Consider the following 16,210-nt stretch of genomic DNA (forward strand, 5'->3'; position numbering starts at 1 on the left):
ATGAGAATATTAGTCATAAATCCCAACACCTCTGCGGATATGACTGAAGATATCTATCAATCGGCAGTGGCTGCCAAACAGAGCGCTACGGAAGTGAGTGTCACAAATCCTTCGCATGGACCAGAGTGTGTGGAAGGCACGTCGGACGAGCTGATGGCTGCATACCATTTGCTGGATATCGTACGCGAAGCAGAGAGTACGGACCATTTTGACGCATATATTGTGGCCTGCTTTGGTGATCCCGGGATAGATGCTCTGCGTGAGCTGACAGATAAGCCAGTCATCGGAGTGGCGGAGGCAGCAATAAATCTTTCTTCCTTTATCAGTGGCAAGTTCTCTATCGTCAGCATCTTACCAAGGTGTTTAATACACTTGGAGGACTTGGTACGCAGATATGGCGGAGAAAAGAGATTAGCGTCAATCAAAACACCGAATATCGGCGTTTTGGATTTTCATAAGGATGCAGAATCGGCAAAGCAGAAACTTCTTTCGGCGGCAGATGAAGCGGTTCGTGAGGATTTTGCTGAAGCGGTCATTCTCGGCTGCGCAGGCATGTCAGGCTTCGCAGATCTGGTCGCTGGGGAAATCGGCGTACCAGTGATTGATTCCGTAACTGCGGCGGTAAAAGTGGCGGAGTCCTTGGTCGACATGAGACTGAAGACTTCAAAGAGAAACACCTATGCACCGCCGACAGAAAAAAAGTACAAATAACAGGAGGAAAATCATGTTTGATCTATTAATAAAAAATGCAAAGATTGTATCCGGACAAGGAATTACGGATGGGAATCTCTATATCAAAGACGGGAAAATTGCAGCAGTTAGTACCGAATTGCTGACAGAAGAAACTGCCAAAGAAATTGATGCAGCAGGAAAATTTGTCATGCCAGGCGTGGTGGACGAGCATGTCCATATCATTGATATGGGCCAGAGAGAGCTGGGGCGGTACGAACTAGATTCTGGTTCTGCTGCGGTTGGAGGCATCACAACGGTGCTGGAAATGCCTCTTTCTAACCCGCCGTCTACATCCTTGGCTTCTTTTAAGCAGAAGGAAGAAAGAGCAGCGAAGAATTTTGTCGTAGATTATGGCCTCTATGGAGGCGCTGTGCCTGGAAATCTGGACGAGATGTATAAAATGGATGAAGCTGGCTGTATCGGTTTTAAAGCCATGATGGCGGGCTCTGTACCGGGGATGTTCGAAGTTGTGGATGATGGACAGCTTCTTGATATATTCCGGGTCATCAAAGAACTGGATTCAACCATTGGCGTCCATGCGGAGAACGACGCTTTGATCGGACGTATTGAAGGCAAATTGAAAGATGCTGGTAGATGTGATATGGAAGCCTTCTTTGCTTCGCGACCGATTTTTCAGGAGAATGAAGCAATTCAGCGAGCAATCTACTTGAACAGCGACCCGCAGTGCCGGTTGCTTATCGTACACGTTAGCAACCCATACGGAGTAAAGATGATTCATGATGCGCGCTGTCAGGGCAACAACGTCCACTGTGAGACGGGGCCTCATTACCTTAATTTATGTGAAGAGTATGGTGCGAAGATTGGACCATATATGAAGTTTGCACCTCCTGCCAGGAGTAAGTCTTTGACAGAGATGATGTGGCAGCAGCTGGCGCTAGGTGGGATTGAAACAATCGGTTCAGATCATGGCGGTCATCTGAAAGAGAACAAAGAAAAAGGCTGGCAGAATATCTGGCAGGCAGGAAATGGCGCTTTGGGACTTGAAACATCTTTGCCGATGATGTTGACAGAGGGCGTTGGAAAAGGCAGAATAACCATAGATAAGCTGGCAGAAGTCATGTGTGAAAATCCGGCGAAGCTGTTTCGTATTTATCCGCAGAAAGGAAGTCTGCAGGTGGGAGCTGATGCCGACATCGTGATTGTCGACATGGATTACGAATACACTATCGACGCATCAAAGTTCAAATCTTATCAAAAACACGGACCTTTTGACGGTTTTCAGGTGAAAGGCGCTCCAGTGATGACTTTGGTTCGCGGCATTGTAGTCGCTGATCATGGAGAGGTAGTCGGTAAACCAGGATATGGCCGGATGGTAAGGCCTCTAAAGTAAGGACGTACATAAACTTGACTGGAAACGGATTAGATTAATAGGAAGGTGAAGAAATATGGCAAGAGCAGATCAGAGACGAATTGAGAAAGATTTGAATGTGTTAGCGACGTTTAACAGTACTCCAGGGCAGGGGCTGACCAGGCTATCTTATACCAAAGAGTATCGGGACGCTCAGGCTTATCTTCGCACGGAGATGGAGAAACTCGGGATGTCTGTGCGACTTGACGCTATTGGGAACTTGATTGGACGCCTTGCTGCAGGTTTCCCAGAGGAAGGACAGCCAGGCTGTGAAAAGAATTTGAATGAACAGAAAGAGAAACCACAGGAAACGTCGATGCAGCCGGCGTTGGCCGTGGGATCGCATTTAGACTCTGTGAGAGGTGGAGGCATCTTTGATGGAAATATGGGCATCGTCTGTGGGCTGGAAGTAGCGCGAATGCTTCAGGAAAACAACGTAAGATTACGTCACCCCTTTGAAGTCATCGCTATTGTGGAAGAAGAGGGGAATACCTTCGGCTCCGGCATCATGGGAGGCAAAGCGATTGCTGGTACTCTGGACGAGTCGCTGCTGGACGCTTTGACAGATGAAAGAGGGCATACTGTGAGGCAGGTGATGCAGGATTTCGAACTGAATCCAGCATCAATTGTTACCGTGAAACGTTCCTCTGGCAATCTTGCCGCGTTTATTGAACCGCATATTGAACAAGGACCAGTATTAGAATCCGAGAATCTGTCAGTAGGTGTGGTAGACACGATTGTAGGAATCCGTACTAGAGAAATCGAAATCGTTGGACGGCCTGATCATGGGGGGACGACGCCTATGCATCTGCGTAAAGATGCGGTGACAGCGATGACAGAGGTTATCTGTAGACCAAGGCAGACGGTTGAAGGTCTGGACGATGGAACGGTACTTACCTGTGGCTCCATTCGTGTGGAACCGGGAACGGTTAACGTAGTACCTGGTAAAGCTGTGTTCAGTGTAGAGTGCCGATCTCGAAACCAAGAATCTCTGAATTTAGTATTTGAACAAGTGGGGATAGTTTTAGATAAGCTTCGCGAGCAGGGTTTTGTGGTTTTAGAGAAACCCCTGATGGAATTAGCGCCGACACACTTATCTGACAGAGTGACGGCGGCGCTGAGAAGGGGATTGTCTACTTGTGGTTTTACAGAAAAAGTGCTGCCGAGTGGAGCCGGCCACGATTCCATGTGTATTGCAGGGATTACCGACGTAGGTATGGTGTTTGTAGCGAGCCGGGACGGGCGGAGCCATTGCCCGGAAGAATACAGTGACCCAAAGGATATTGCAGACGCCTGCAATGTGGTATTTGAAGCGTTGATGGAACTGGATCAGATTTTTAATTAAATAGCAAAAGGAAAACTGCTGCTGAGTGGAGAACACAGGCGGCAGTTTTTGTATGGCTTTAACTCTGCGGATGAAATTTCAGTAATTACGCAGGATGTTTTTTATAATTGTTAGATATTCTTCCTTCACTTCTGTAGGATCCAAAAGCTTAACCTTATCTCCAAGACGCAGAAGATTATTGTAAAGCCCCCTATTTTTCTGTGCTTTTATTGAATAGATTGAAGCATCTTTGTTGACTGTGAAAACATTGTTGATACCGAAGACATCATAGAGAATACTCGGCTCGCTGTTCCATTGGAGAAGAACGGAGATTGTCTCACCAGTAAAACTGTCAGTGTTGTTTTTTAAATAGCCCTTGATCTCATCAGTCATATCTCCAATTGGCAGCTTTTCTGGCGGAATTCTCTTTTCTTCCAATACCTCAACTTTTCTAATGCGGTCAATTCTAAAAGGCCGTAGTTGTTTATCCCCGTCTTTGAAAGTGAGCAGATAGTAGAAGGCTCCTCTTTTCGCAATGACATATGGATTGACTTCATGTACCCCCTCATTCGTAGGCGATGGTTTTTTGTTGGCATCTAATTTAGAGTAGCTGAGTCGTACTTTTTTCTTCGCTTTTATTGCGTTTAGCAGATCATCGAGATTGCGGCAAAGGTAGAAATCACTGTTGGGTGCATCATCGTTGAGAGCAGGGCGGTTGTCTGTTAGCAATTCACGTCCTGCAGGACCGGTCAGTTGTATGATGCGATCAATCATATGGTTAAGTGTTTCGGCTTTAAAATGCTCAGTCTGTGCAACACCATCGATAAGAACTTTTAATTCCCAGTCTTCAAAAGGATGCGCGACGTAATATGCGCCTCGTTCATCTCTTTTGGCGTATTTTGATGTATCTTCAGCATATCCAAATTCAGATAAGACCTTGATATCTTCTCTGATGGAACGACGGTCGGAGTCTATTTCGTATTGTTTTTGCAAGTGTTCCTTGATTTGCTCACCAGTTAAATGCGTTTGATCATCAGTGTGTTCTCTCAATATTTCCAACGTTGCAAGAAGCCGCTGCCGGCTGCCGGTTTTGTTTGCCATTGGAAGCCTCCTTTATATCGTTTCTTATCTTGATTGTATATCATGTACAAATATTTGTCAAAAAGGCTAAACGCACTATGCTATGATAAAGCCATATTTTGGGAGAGGAATGGTGAACAATGATGAAAGAAATGTACATTACAATTACAGGAATGAGCCATTATTACGGAATGCGGCCATTTTCTATCGGAAAAAGATTGCGTTGCGTTAAGGAGTTTTCTAATCCTTATGATTCGGAAGCAATCAAGGTGGTGATGAAAGAGATCGGTACGATCGGTTATGTAGCCAATTCGCCTTGTACAACAGCTACGGGTACCATGAGCGCCGGACGGATTTATGACAGAGTCGGGAAAAAATTCATGGCGGAGGTTATGTTTATTACATCATCAAAAGTGATCTGTAAGGTGTTGCTGGAAAAGCAGAGAGATGGCAGAGGGTGGGAAGATTGCGAAGAAGTGAGGTTTTAAAGAATGAATGAGATTATAAACTCAATATTGAAATATACAAATATATATTCATGCATATTTGTAAACCTTGTAATTCTTTTTATGTGCTATATGCTCACTAAGGAAGATAAGAATAAAGATCAACATAAAAAAGGATGGAAGCTTTATGTGAGGGCAAAAATTATCCTATTTGGACAGAATAGTAAAAATGATATCAATCATATATTATTCTTTTTATTGGTTTCAATACCAATAGCATTGAATGCTCATCATGCTGTGTATTTATCATCGACTGTAGTTGTAAATGATATCTTTAGTCAATTCAATAAGGATGAAATACTAAAATTTGCATTTACAGTTTTATTAGCATCTGGTGCTTTGATTATACTGATAAATGCAAATAATCCCAAGGTTTACCTCCCGTTATATCAGCAAAAAGAAAAAGACAAGTTTAGAAAATTATTTCTATTCATGTTTTACACTACTTCGTTTATTTCTATTTTATATCTTTGCATGGAGCTTAGTGGACATACAAAATGGAAAGGGATGTTTTTGCTGATAATGGGTGTATATTACTATTTTACGATTGTATCAGTTCTGATTATTTTCTATTATTTTATAAATGACTTTTTCGGTTCAAAAGAAAATAAAATTTTAGAACATTTATTTTTTTGGATGAAAGAAAGTGTACTTACGAATAGTGAGAAAGATATAACAATAAATAGAGAGAAAGAAACAATTTTGTTTTTTGTTAATCAATTAAACAATATAACTAAAGACTTTGATGTTGACTTTAGTTCTGCTGAAGTAAAATTCGTAGATGACTTTAAAAGCTCGGATTTACAAGAAAAGATAATAAGCGTTGCAAAAAAGAAGTGGATAATACTGAGTATTTATAGTGGTGTGATAATTACAATGGTATTAGTCTTGCTTAATATAATATTTTTTGATTTTCACATAACCTATACAATAGCGGTACTTCTATCTCTTGACGTTGTTATTCCTTTTGGATTTTTGATATGTAGAGAAAAAATGAAAAATTTTGCTTTGGTTCATTTTGGAAAAAAGATAATATACTTTTCTTCAGGAGAGAAAACATATGCTACAGGAGGATGGACCGCTATATTGTTCAATTCTCAATTTGAATGTTATTGCTGGACTATTTTTAATATGGTATCATTATATTTGATAAAGTATCATTTAAGTGAAGGTAAAAAAGAGTTCGATTTCGAGCTTTGGAATCAATGTGTTCAGAAGGTTAAAAATGATGATACTAGAGCGATTATCTTGTGGCTACTAAAAAGTCTGGAAAATAAATCAACAGATGACATAACTGGAAATCCAAGTATTGGTTCGTTAGCAGAAGCAATCAAAAAATTGTTTTTTTATAAATTGGAAGAATGCAATATATCAAAAGAGGAGATATTTCGATGAAACATTTAGAAGTGTGTGGTGCAATATTACTAAAAGATCATAAGATTCTATGTGCACAGAGAAATGCAGGTAAATACGACTATGTATCTTATAAATGGGAGTTTCCTGGCGGAAAACTAGAACCTGGCGAAGATGCCAAACAGGCACTGCACCGGGAATTGATTGAGGAAATGGATGTGAATATTTCTGAGAATGATATGGAATTATTCTATGTAGTCGAGCATCAGTATCCTGACTTTGAAATGCGAATGCATTGTTTTATTTGTAAGATGTCAGATGACGTTATCAATTTAAAAGAACATGCGGATATGAAATGGTCGACGATCGAGAATATACAGGACCTGGACTGGGCTCCTGCAGATTTACCAGTTGTTAATGCACTAGTTAAAAAGGGATTTTAGTATGAATGAACTGCAGCAATTGATAGACGGCTTACATAATGGATTTGTTGACGAAACAACAAAGACGATGGATAAATTCACGCCGCGTTTAGTTGTAAATGATTATGAACAGGGTGTAAAAGTATTATCCACGATAGAATCAGAACTCTCAGAATGTACGGAGTTTTATTTTTCGGTTGCATTTATTACCAATAGTGGCATTCAATCTATTATAAATTTATTAGACCTGTTAGAAAAAAGAGGAATTAAGGGCAAAATTATCACTTCTCAATATCAGAATTTTACTCAACCTATTGCCCTTCGTAGACTCTTGAAATACAAAAACATAGAATTACGAATCGTGACAGAAGGTAATTTCCATGCAAAAGGGTACATTTTTAAGAAAAAGGATAATACTTATTCATTTTTAATTGGAAGTAGTAATCTTACGCAAAATGCTCTGAGCGAAAATAAGGAATGGAATGTTAGGCTGTCGTCTTATGCGGATGGATCTATCATGAAAAGTGTACTTTTAGAGTTTAAAAACACTTTTGAGCAGGCAGTGACTGTTACAGAACCTTGGATCAAGCAATATGAAAGAGAATATTTTTACTATAGCGAGATTCGCGAGGACGTTAACCAAAGAGTCAAAGCGGGTAGTATTGTTCGTGTAAATCAAATCATTCCAAATAAAATGCAGGTAGAAGCTCTAGCGCATATAGCAAAACTTAGAGAAGCCGGAAAGAATAAAGCACTGTTAATTTCTGCTACTGGAACGGGGAAAACTTACTTAAGCGCCTTTGATGTAAAGGCCTTTGCTCCGAAAAAGTTTTTATTTGTTGTGCACAGAGAGAACATCGCAAAAGCAGCCATGAGAAGTTTCGAAAACGTGCTCGGATATAATCTTAATGCAGGTTTACTTACAGGTAATCGTAAAGACTTTAAGTGCGATTATCTCTTTGCCACCATCCAAACGATTTCAAAGGATCAAATACTATATAACTTTCAACCTGATCATTTCGATTATATTTTAATTGATGAAGTTCACAAAGCAGGTGCTGCAACATATAGGAAGGTAATCGATTATTTTAGACCAAAATTTCTATTAGGGATGACGGCTACACCAGAAAGAAGCGATGATTTTGACATATTTAAAACCTTTGATTATAATATCGCTTATGAAATACGATTAGAGAAGGCTCTTGAAGAGAAGATGTTGGCGCCGTTTCACTATTTTGGCATACAAGATTTGACTGTTGATGGTGAAATTGTAAGTGATGTAACTGACTTCAATAAATTGGTTTGTAAAGAAAGAGTGGATAAGATAGTAAAGACTGCTGAACATTATGGCCATGATGGGGATAGAGTAAAAGGCCTAATTTTTTGTAGTCGCAAGGAAGAAGCGAAACAACTTTCTAATGAATTAAACAGAAGGAATTATCGCACAGTTGCATTATGTGGTGAGGACAAGGAAGATGTTAGAGAGGCTGCAATAGAAAGATTAGAGTCTGATAATGCAGCAGAAAGTTTAGATTATATCCTATCTGTCGATATTTTTAATGAAGGAATTGATATTCCAACTGTAAATCAAATTATCATGCTAAGATCTACTCAATCCGCAATTATCTTTGTTCAGCAGTTGGGGCGAGGACTTAGAAAGGCAGAAGGCAAAGAGTATCTTACCGTGATTGATTTTATCGGAAATTATAATAATAACTATCTGGTTCCAATCGCACTTTATGGAGATCGTACCTACAACAAAGATAATATTAGAAAGCTTCTAAATAACGGGAGCAGCATGATACCAGGATGCTCCACCGTTAATTTTGATGAAATTACAAAAAAACGAATCTATGCTTCCATCGATAGTGCTAATTTCAATTCTGTGCGATTGATAAAGGAATGTTATTATAATTTAAAAAATAAATTAGGACGAATCCCTAGCTTAATAGATTTTGATGAGTATGGAACTTTAGATGTGTTGCGCATCTTTGATAAGATGGGGTCATACCATAACTTTCTAAGTAAATATGAGAAAGATTATTGTATTACTTTAGATGCAGGTCAGGCGCAAATGATAGAATTTGTGTCGAGAAAGTTTGCTTCAGGAAAGCGAGTACATGAGTTAGAGCTACTAAAGGCGATTATTGATGAAAAAGAAAAGATAAATGAAGCCTTTAAAAATAGGATGTTAGAAGCGCATGGCATCAAATTAGATGAAAACATGATTACTAATTTGGTTAATCTGATGACGAATCAATTTCCTACTGGATCATCAAAAAATACGTACAGTAAATGTATTTTTATTGAGGAGGATGGTGACGATTATCGAATTTCAAAGTCTTTTATGAAAGCGTTACAGAAAGAAGTCTTCTCTACGATGATGTTGGAGATCATTGCTTTTGGGCTTTACCGTAATAAATTGGAATATAGTAATCGATATCAAAATACGAGCTTTTGCCTATATAAAAAATATACTTATGAGGATGTTTGTAGACTGTTGAATTGGGAAAAAGGTGAGGTAGCTCAAAATATAGGTGGTTATAAATTCGATGAAAAAACGAAAACTTTCCCTGTGTTTATTAACTACCATAAGGATGAAAATATCAGCGATTCCATTGCATACGAAGACGAATTTATTAGTCCTTCGAAATTATTGGCGTATTCTAAAGCGAATAGAAAAGTGTCATCTAAGGATATTGCGACAATCTATAACGCGAAGCAATCGGGTGTTACTATTGAACTTTTTGTTAGGCGCAATAAAGATGATGCAATTTCAAAGGAGTTTTACTATCTTGGCAGAATGAATGCTATTGGAGAGCCTGAAGAGATGGTGATGAAAAAGGCAGACAAGCCAGTAGTAAAAATAATTTATGCACTCGAAACGCCTGTGAGGGAAGACATCTTTAATTATATCATTATGTGACTTTAGTGAGGAAAATTCATGACAAATTACACCCTAATGCACAAAAACATATCGGTTTTATCTTTTTCAATGGATGAAACAACTGGTACAATTACCCATATTGAAAGCATATATGATGAGAAGCACGTACCAGTAGGGATTCCGATCAAGAATGGCAATGTGGACAGAGCCGCCCTCAATCAATGGTGGACGGGAAGAGCGATACCCGCAAGCCGTATGGACATAGACAGGGTGCTGTGGGATTTGCAGATGCCTGGGACTAGCCTTTTACTGGAGAAATGTATGGGTCTCAGCCTTTCTGACCAGTATTGGATTCGTCTGGCAAATTCTGAAGTGAAATGGGAGCAGGTGAATTTCTTCCAAAATTCCTTCTCTGAAGATATGGGTGATTTGCTGTTTGGCAGCAAATCGCCAGATCAGGATTTTGATCTGATGTCTCCCGATAACACTTCTGACGGCTGGCTAAAGAAAAAGTGGAAAATCGTTGGCGGAAAACGCTGCCTGATCAAAGGTGGAAGCGGCGCAACGCAACAGGAGCCATATAACGAAATCTTTGCCAGCAGACTGATGGAACGTCTCGGCATAGAGCATGTGCCCTATTCTCTACTTGTAGAAGAGGGATATCCATACAGCATCTGCGAGGATTTTGTGACACTAGAAATAGAGCTTATCAGCGCGTGGCACATTATGCAATCGTACAAAAAACCAAATCATCTATCGTGGTACCAACACTTTTTAAACTGCTGTACAGCGCTGGAAATCCCAAACATACAAGCTGCGATGGATCGTATGATTGTGCTTGATTATTTGATTGCAAATGAAGATCGACATCAAAATAATTTTGGTGTCATTCGCAATGCTGAAACTCTTCAATATTTGGGAGCTGCGCCGATTTATGACAGCGGCACATCACTTTGGTTTAACAAGCCAAAAACAATGATTAACAATCAAACCAAGATTTCTTGCAAACCGTTTAAGAGCAACCACGAAGAGCAGCTTAAACTGGTTAAAAGCTTTGATTGGTTAGATTTTACTGCGCTTCAGGATATCGAAGAAGAATTTAGAGAGATCGTCAATGGATCTTTGTTCATAGATGAGGAACGGTGTGGTGCGATTTGTGCAGCAATAAAAGAAAGAGTAAAAAAGCTCAAGGACTTTGTGGATACTCGATCAAAGTCTGGCCTTCAGGATGACGTATGTTTTGATGTGACAGAAGACGTTGCATATAATGGATCCAATTAAAAATTCGCTTATTTCCCCTCTTCCTGGGTATATTATCCTCATACGGATAACTTATCCGGTGAAAGGGGATTTTTTATATGATCAAAACGATATACCTAGCAGGCGGCTGTTTCTGGGGCCTGCAAAAACTGATGAGTGAACTAAAAGGTGTCGTTTATACAACTGCCGGTTATGCTAATGGCAGCGGAGAGGGGGATGCCAAGTACCAAAAGGTCTGTAGCGGTCGGACGGGTTTTCGCGAGACGGTCAGGGTGGATTACGATCCTGCAGCAGTAGATCTAGCGACACTGCTTCATGTTTTTTTCTATGTAATTGACCCAGAGGCTGTGAACAGGCAAGGGAACGATGTGGGCAGTCAATATCAGTCGGGCATCTATTACGATGCGCAAGATAAGGACAGCCAGGAGACAATTCATAGGCTGACCGCCATTGAACAGGAACGTTATCCGCACTTTGCCGTTGAAATCAAACCCATTGAAAACTTCTTTGATGCAGAAGACTATCATCAAGACTACTTGGACAAAAATCCAGGCGGCTATTGTCACATCTCACCAAAGAAGATGAAAGAGGCCAGAGCGATGTTGGTGAACCCTGGCGATTACAGACGGCCTGGCAACCCAGAGGAGATCAAAGAAAAGCTTTCAAAGGAACAGTACCACGTTACCCAGGAAAACGGAACGGAACCGCCCTTTAAAAACGCATATTGGGACCACTTCGAGAAGGGTATCTATGTGGATGTGGTCACAGGCGAACCACTGTTTTCATCATACGACAAATTCAACAGCAGTTGTGGCTGGCCGGCATTTTCCCAGCCCATAGAAGAACTGTCGATGGTCCAAAAAAGGGACAGAAGTTTTGGTATGGTCAGAACGGAAGTTAGAAGCAGAGCGGGAAATTCTCACTTGGGACACGTATTCAGGGGCGAAATGGAATCACCCAACGGCGTCCGCTATTGTATCAACAGCGCAGCCTTACGCTTTGTACCTTTTGATAAAATGGAGGAAGAGGGCTACGGATATTTAAAAGGAATTTTTAAATAGGGCAAGATAGAAACCGGCAATTTGCGCCGGTTTTACTTTGCACAAGAAATCATTTGCTTGCCTTTTTCCTCATATGCAGTTAATATGTTAACATAGCGAAAAAGGGGGTTATCGATGAGAAAATTTAGACGTAAATGCAGGGTTATGCGCAGGGCTATGCACAGGGAACTGAGAGAACACAAGAGCTCCTTTATCGTGTTCTCCATTCTGAGGGCATTAGTCGTCGTGGTGATGGTCCTTCAAATATTTAACAAGAACTACGAGAATGTATTCCTCTGCGGGCTGACGTTGGTGCTGCTGCTGGTTCCCAGCTTTGTGCAGTTGGAGCTTCGAGTGGAACTGCCCAAGACTTTAGAAATCATCATTCTTCTCTTCATCTTTGCCGCTGAGATTTTAGGCGAGATCAGGGAATTTTACATAAGGATTCCTCTATGGGACACCATGCTTCACACCATGAACGGATTTCTTGCTGCGGCCATCGGTTTCTCACTGGTAGATCTGCTCAATCGCAGCAAACGATATACCTTTCAGCTTTCCCCTCTATTTATGGCCATGGTAGCATTTTGCTTTTCAATGACGATTGGCGTCATATGGGAATTTTTTGAATTCGGCATGGACTATTTCTTCAACATGGATATGCAGAAGGATACGGTCATACATAGAATTAATTCGGTGATGCTCAATCCTGACGGAGTCAACGTGCCGTATACCATCGACAATATTCAGGGCACTATGATTGATGGCAAGGATTTAGGTATCGACGGCTATCTGGATATCGGACTGATCGACACCATGAAAGATATGTTCGTCAACTTTATCGGCGCGGTTGTGTTCTCCTGCTTTGGATTCCTGTACGTCAAAAGCCGGGGGAAAAACAAAATTGCAGAGGGGCTGATTCCCAGTGTCAAGACAAAAGATGCGGATTTCCTTACACAGGAAGAAGCGGAGAACGAAATTGCAGAATAAAAATATAGATGCTATAGATTCCTTGAAGGCACTCTTTTTTGAGAGTGTCTTTTTAAATTATCACTTTGGTGTCAAAAGGTACTATTGACAAAAGATATACTGTGTAGTACGATATACCTACGGAGGCGCAATATGAATATAGAAGAATGGAAATCGCAAATCAGACGAGGTACCTTAGAATACTGCATATTGCTTATGATTCACCAAAAACCGCACTATGGGTATGAGATACTGCAGAAATTGGACGAATATCCTATCATAACTGCAAAAGAAAGTACCATTTATCCTTTGCTCAGACGACTTCTGAAAGAAGAATATCTGACGTCTTCCTGGCAGGAATCTGCAGAAGGACTGCCGCCCCGCAAATACTATGCAATCACCCCAAAAGGTGAAATGTATTTAGATGCAATGTCTTGCGAATGGAATCATTTGCTGCATGCTATTTCTGACTTGAAGGGAGAATAACGATGGATAGAAACCTGGAACTTTATTTAGATACTTTTGATAAACATTTAAAATCTGTGCCGACATCAGAACGAATTGATATCATCAAAGAGATCAAGAGCGCAATGATTGAGATGGAACAAAAGGAAGGGCTGACTCCGCAGCAGATTACAGAAAAATTGGGAAACCCCAAAGATCTGGCACAAGCATATTTGGGAGAAAGCATTTCCAAAACTCCCGGCTTCAACTGGCAGAAATGGAAGACCGTCATTGCCTTTTATGGAGCAGCAGGGTTCTCCGGCATGTTTGTCATTCCAGTGCTGGGCATATTATCACCGGTGTTAAAGTTATGCGGTTATTTTGTGCCTTTAGCCGGTCTCGTCAAATTGATCGGGTATCTTGTGGGATACGATCTCCCCATTGCAATCGTGCAGATCGGAACCTTCGAACTGCATCCGATCTTCAGCCTTGTAGTGTCAGTCATTTTCGGTGTGCTTTTCTATTCTTTGGGTCGCTATCTGTGGCGGCTGCTTTTGGAATATATACGGAAGGTCAGCGAGAAGAAAAGAAACCTGTTCGTGAATTAAATAGATTGTCTAAATAAAATAAGAAACGAGTGCATGGAACCGTCTCTCAGCCGTAAACGCAACCAGCTAAAGCTGGAGCGTTCTGGTATGAGGTATTATCTTATTTTATCAAAAAAGAGCAGCACAGCCAGGAATGGCCGTGCTGCTCTTTTGCTATATTATCTAAAATTTCAATTACTGTAATCCCGTATTTGATTTGATGCCTGAAAGTAAGAAAACTATAATGAAATCAGAAGAAGGATCCCTCTTTTATCAAATCGGTGTTTTCGTTTCGAATATGGCTGATCAATGGAAGGATGGCTGGATTACTATTTGCCTCACGCCATAGGGCACAACTGTAGATTTTTGCTTCGTCTCCATGGAAGTCGAGTGCTTTCAGCGATTTCCGGCTCTGCCTCTCTGCTGCGAATTCTGAATGGGGAATCACAGTGATGCCTTCACCTGTGGTCACGCGGGTCAACATAGAGCCAAAGCTGTTTTCCCATTTCACTTGTGGTGAAACACCCATCCCTTTGAAGAGCGATAAAATAGTATTTCCCCAGCGAATATCATCTTCCAGGAGAAAAAGTGGGCTATTGTCAAAAGCACTGGCTAAATTGCCTGAAGAAATTTCAAAGATGGAGACCATGGATAGAATATCGATGTGAATCGGCAGAACGTTAAACTGCGGCGGCAGCTTTTCACCGTGACGCAGGGTGACGAATCCAACGTCAAAGTTGCCGCAGGTGAGACCGTCCAGTATTTGCTCCATAGAGGACTGGGAGCAGCGAATGGCCGCGTCAGGATACAGAGCCCGCATCTTCACAATTGCAGCGTCGATACCGAAGAGATCGAATCTCTGCGACGAGGTGTCGAAGCAGATGTGGATTTTCATAGAATCCTTATCCTTTTTGTTCTGTTCATCGGCGGTCAAAATCAGTTCATCTACTTTTGCTAAAATTTCTCTTGCCACAGGCAGCAGCTCCGCACCGGCTTTTGTCAGCGAAACCTTGCGTTTGTTTCTGACAAAGAGCTGGACGCCCAGCTCCAACTCCAGTTCTGCGATGTGGTAGCTGAGAGAGGACTGGGAAATATAAAGATGATCTGCAGCCTGTGAAAAGTGGAGATACTGGGCCAAGGTTACAAAATATTGAATTCTGCGCAGTTCCATGGATTCACCTCGCAAATAAGTTATTTGCATTTAGTTTATCATAAAAAAGGGTCATATGTACACATGGAAGGAGTAAAAAATGTTTATAAAAAGTAAAGTTGAAGTAAATGAAAAGGACATGGAATGTTGTCGCCAGTTTGCAGAGACGATTTACTGGCAGCAGGAATGCGAGGAAATCTTCGATGGAGCATTTTCCCTGGATCTCCCGTATGCGCCGCCGGGAATGTATCAGCACTTAGGAAAAAATGAATTAAAGTGGCATTACGACTGGCTTTCTCATACAGTAGGAAACGACTGGAAATGGGAAAATACAAAAGCTCTCGGCACGGATCATGAAGGCATCTTTTGGGTCTTTCGTACAGGTTCCGGCAGCGTCTGCTGGGGCGGAAAGGAGGGGTGGTATGAAAGCAAATTTGCTACTCTGCTGCACATTCAGGATGGCAGAATTACTTATGCCAAGGATCACTTTGACCCGGCAGGCTTTTATAAAGCGATTGGCATCGAACTGCCAAAGTTCTGCTACGATGCAAAGAGTCCTGAGCAATTCCAGGAAAGAGCGAAACCGTCCCAGGCACCATGCACTGAAGAAGACCTGAAAAGGCAGATTGAAAGAACACTGGACTTTTTTGTTCATCCGGACTACTGGAATCCGGAGGTGAAGGAAGTCTTAACAGAAGATTTTGTCCATGAACTGACCTTTGCTCCGGCAGATATGCCGCGGATTTATCGGGGAAGGGAGTACGACGCTCTGAACGAATGGCTGGACAGGCATCTGAAAGGCGGAACTATCTACGACGAGGTATTTTATCAGAGCACCGATCCTCATATCTACATTACAGAGTATAACTGTCTCTTTGAAACCGACTGGGGATACACGGCTGAGCAGATTCAAGCCGGTGCCCATGGCAGATACCCGAATCGAGAGATTTCCTACATAGAACTGGACGACCAGGGCCGCTGCCGCAGATTAGATGAGTATTTGAATACCATGAGTAAATTCTTATCTATAAATTCCAGCGTTCCCACTTTTCCATATATGTTTTATTAAATTGCAGAAAGGAAGGCAAGT

The 16,210-nt window shown here is 41.3% G+C and carries 15 protein-coding genes; 13 read left to right on the forward strand and 2 right to left on the reverse strand.

The annotated features are described in order from the left end of the window. From BN6539_RS09915 to BN6539_RS09925, 3 genes are read left to right on the forward strand one after another with little or no spacing between them, the layout of a single operon-like run. Nucleotides 1-711, forward strand: coding sequence for an aspartate/glutamate racemase family protein (locus tag BN6539_RS09915; RefSeq protein ID WP_067537335.1), 711 nt, complete (start codon nt 1-3; stop codon nt 709-711). A 13-nt stretch (nt 712-724) separates the two neighbouring features. Then, nucleotides 725-2,083, forward strand: coding sequence for an allantoinase AllB (gene allB / locus BN6539_RS09920; RefSeq protein WP_067537338.1), 1,359 nt, complete (start codon nt 725-727; stop codon nt 2,081-2,083). Nucleotides 2,084-2,138: 55 nt separating this feature from the next. Continuing rightward, complete coding sequence (locus BN6539_RS09925) at nt 2,139-3,446, forward strand: Zn-dependent hydrolase (RefSeq protein WP_067537342.1); 1,308 nt, start codon at nt 2,139-2,141, stop codon at nt 3,444-3,446. 78 nt (nt 3,447-3,524) lie between these two features. Here BN6539_RS09925 and BN6539_RS09930 read toward each other — a convergent pair whose 3' ends face one another. Further along, nucleotides 3,525-4,526: a helix-turn-helix transcriptional regulator gene (locus BN6539_RS09930; RefSeq protein WP_067537346.1), complete on the reverse strand. Its 1,002-nt coding sequence runs from the start codon at nt 4,524-4,526 to the stop codon at nt 3,525-3,527. A 119-nt stretch (nt 4,527-4,645) separates the two neighbouring features. Between BN6539_RS09930 and BN6539_RS09935 the strand changes: the two genes are divergently transcribed. The 9 genes from BN6539_RS09935 to BN6539_RS09975 all read left to right on the forward strand — a co-directional run bounded on the left by BN6539_RS09935 (nt 4,646) and on the right by BN6539_RS09975 (nt 13,991). Continuing rightward, nucleotides 4,646-4,993: an HIRAN domain-containing protein gene (locus tag BN6539_RS09935; RefSeq protein ID WP_197492876.1), complete on the forward strand. Its 348-nt coding sequence runs from the start codon at nt 4,646-4,648 to the stop codon at nt 4,991-4,993. 3 nt (nt 4,994-4,996) lie between these two features. Beyond that, nucleotides 4,997-6,406 carry a hypothetical protein gene (locus BN6539_RS09940; RefSeq protein WP_067537350.1) on the forward strand — a complete coding sequence of 470 codons (1,410 nt, stop codon included), beginning with the start codon at nt 4,997-4,999 and terminating at the stop codon, nt 6,404-6,406. Beyond that, a complete protein-coding gene (locus tag BN6539_RS09945; RefSeq protein ID WP_067537354.1) occupies nt 6,403-6,807 on the forward strand; it encodes a (deoxy)nucleoside triphosphate pyrophosphohydrolase in 405 nt (134 codons plus the stop codon). The genes BN6539_RS09940 and BN6539_RS09945 overlap by 4 nt, the downstream gene beginning before the upstream one ends. Nucleotide 6,808: 1 nt before the next feature. Continuing rightward, nucleotides 6,809-9,712, forward strand: a complete 2,904-nt coding sequence (locus BN6539_RS09950; RefSeq protein WP_082907445.1) for a DUF3427 domain-containing protein — start codon at nt 6,809-6,811, stop codon at nt 9,710-9,712. Nucleotides 9,713-9,781: 69 nt separating this feature from the next. Continuing rightward, nucleotides 9,782-10,954, forward strand: a complete 1,173-nt coding sequence (locus BN6539_RS09955) for a HipA domain-containing protein (protein ID WP_242869394.1) — start codon at nt 9,782-9,784, stop codon at nt 10,952-10,954. Nucleotides 10,955-11,031: 77 nt separating this feature from the next. Continuing rightward, nucleotides 11,032-11,994 (forward strand): peptide-methionine (R)-S-oxide reductase MsrB, encoded by a 963-nt coding sequence (gene msrB / locus BN6539_RS09960; protein WP_067537361.1) that lies wholly within the window; start codon nt 11,032-11,034, stop codon nt 11,992-11,994. Nucleotides 11,995-12,108: 114 nt separating this feature from the next. Beyond that, nucleotides 12,109-12,960 carry a hypothetical protein gene (locus BN6539_RS09965; RefSeq protein ID WP_067537364.1) on the forward strand — a complete coding sequence of 284 codons (852 nt, stop codon included), beginning with the start codon at nt 12,109-12,111 and terminating at the stop codon, nt 12,958-12,960. A gap of 132 nt (nt 12,961-13,092) precedes the next feature. Next, the gene (locus tag BN6539_RS09970; protein ID WP_067537367.1) at nt 13,093-13,425 is read left to right on the forward strand and encodes a PadR family transcriptional regulator; all 333 of its coding nucleotides are present in this window, start codon (nt 13,093-13,095) and stop codon (nt 13,423-13,425) included. A 2-nt stretch (nt 13,426-13,427) separates the two neighbouring features. Continuing rightward, a complete protein-coding gene (locus BN6539_RS09975) occupies nt 13,428-13,991 on the forward strand; it encodes an HAAS signaling domain-containing protein (protein ID WP_067537371.1) in 564 nt (187 codons plus the stop codon). A gap of 229 nt (nt 13,992-14,220) precedes the next feature. On the opposite strand, the gene BN6539_RS09980 is transcribed toward BN6539_RS09975, so the two are convergent. Beyond that, nucleotides 14,221-15,141, reverse strand: a complete 921-nt coding sequence (locus BN6539_RS09980; protein WP_067537375.1) for a LysR family transcriptional regulator — start codon at nt 15,139-15,141, stop codon at nt 14,221-14,223. 79 nt (nt 15,142-15,220) lie between these two features. Here BN6539_RS09980 and BN6539_RS09985 point away from each other — a divergent pair, with 79 nt between their 5' ends. Further along, a complete protein-coding gene (locus tag BN6539_RS09985) occupies nt 15,221-16,189 on the forward strand; it encodes a PhzA/PhzB family protein (RefSeq protein ID WP_067537378.1) in 969 nt (322 codons plus the stop codon). Nucleotides 16,190-16,210: the final 21 nt, after the last annotated feature.

The sequence above is a fragment of the Emergencia timonensis genome (genome assembly GCF_900086585.1).
GTDB lineage: Bacteria > Bacillota > Clostridia > Peptostreptococcales > Anaerovoracaceae > Senimuribacter > Senimuribacter timonensis.

What these genes read in the sequence shown, in the direction of transcription:
- msrB (WP_067537361.1), top strand. Translation starts at nt 11,032, where the DNA reads ATGATCAAAACGATATACCTAGCAGGCGGCTGTTTCTGGGGCCTGCAA.
- BN6539_RS09980 (WP_067537375.1), bottom strand. Translation starts at nt 15,141, where the DNA reads ATGGAACTGCGCAGAATTCAATATTTTGTAACCTTGGCCCAGTATCTC.
- BN6539_RS09930 (WP_067537346.1), bottom strand. Translation starts at nt 4,526, where the DNA reads ATGGCAAACAAAACCGGCAGCCGGCAGCGGCTTCTTGCAACGTTGGAA.
- BN6539_RS09945 (WP_067537354.1), top strand. Translation starts at nt 6,403, where the DNA reads ATGAAACATTTAGAAGTGTGTGGTGCAATATTACTAAAAGATCATAAG.
- BN6539_RS09965 (WP_067537364.1), top strand. Translation starts at nt 12,109, where the DNA reads ATGAGAAAATTTAGACGTAAATGCAGGGTTATGCGCAGGGCTATGCAC.
- BN6539_RS09950 (WP_082907445.1), top strand. Translation starts at nt 6,809, where the DNA reads ATGAATGAACTGCAGCAATTGATAGACGGCTTACATAATGGATTTGTT.
- BN6539_RS09935 (WP_197492876.1), top strand. Translation starts at nt 4,646, where the DNA reads ATGATGAAAGAAATGTACATTACAATTACAGGAATGAGCCATTATTAC.
- allB (WP_067537338.1), top strand. Translation starts at nt 725, where the DNA reads ATGTTTGATCTATTAATAAAAAATGCAAAGATTGTATCCGGACAAGGA.
- BN6539_RS09940 (WP_067537350.1), top strand. Translation starts at nt 4,997, where the DNA reads ATGAATGAGATTATAAACTCAATATTGAAATATACAAATATATATTCA.
- BN6539_RS09925 (WP_067537342.1), top strand. Translation starts at nt 2,139, where the DNA reads ATGGCAAGAGCAGATCAGAGACGAATTGAGAAAGATTTGAATGTGTTA.
- BN6539_RS09955 (WP_242869394.1), top strand. Translation starts at nt 9,782, where the DNA reads ATGGATGAAACAACTGGTACAATTACCCATATTGAAAGCATATATGAT.
- BN6539_RS09915 (WP_067537335.1), top strand. Translation starts at nt 1, where the DNA reads ATGAGAATATTAGTCATAAATCCCAACACCTCTGCGGATATGACTGAA.
- BN6539_RS09985 (WP_067537378.1), top strand. Translation starts at nt 15,221, where the DNA reads ATGTTTATAAAAAGTAAAGTTGAAGTAAATGAAAAGGACATGGAATGT.
- BN6539_RS09975 (WP_067537371.1), top strand. Translation starts at nt 13,428, where the DNA reads ATGGATAGAAACCTGGAACTTTATTTAGATACTTTTGATAAACATTTA.
- BN6539_RS09970 (WP_067537367.1), top strand. Translation starts at nt 13,093, where the DNA reads ATGAATATAGAAGAATGGAAATCGCAAATCAGACGAGGTACCTTAGAA.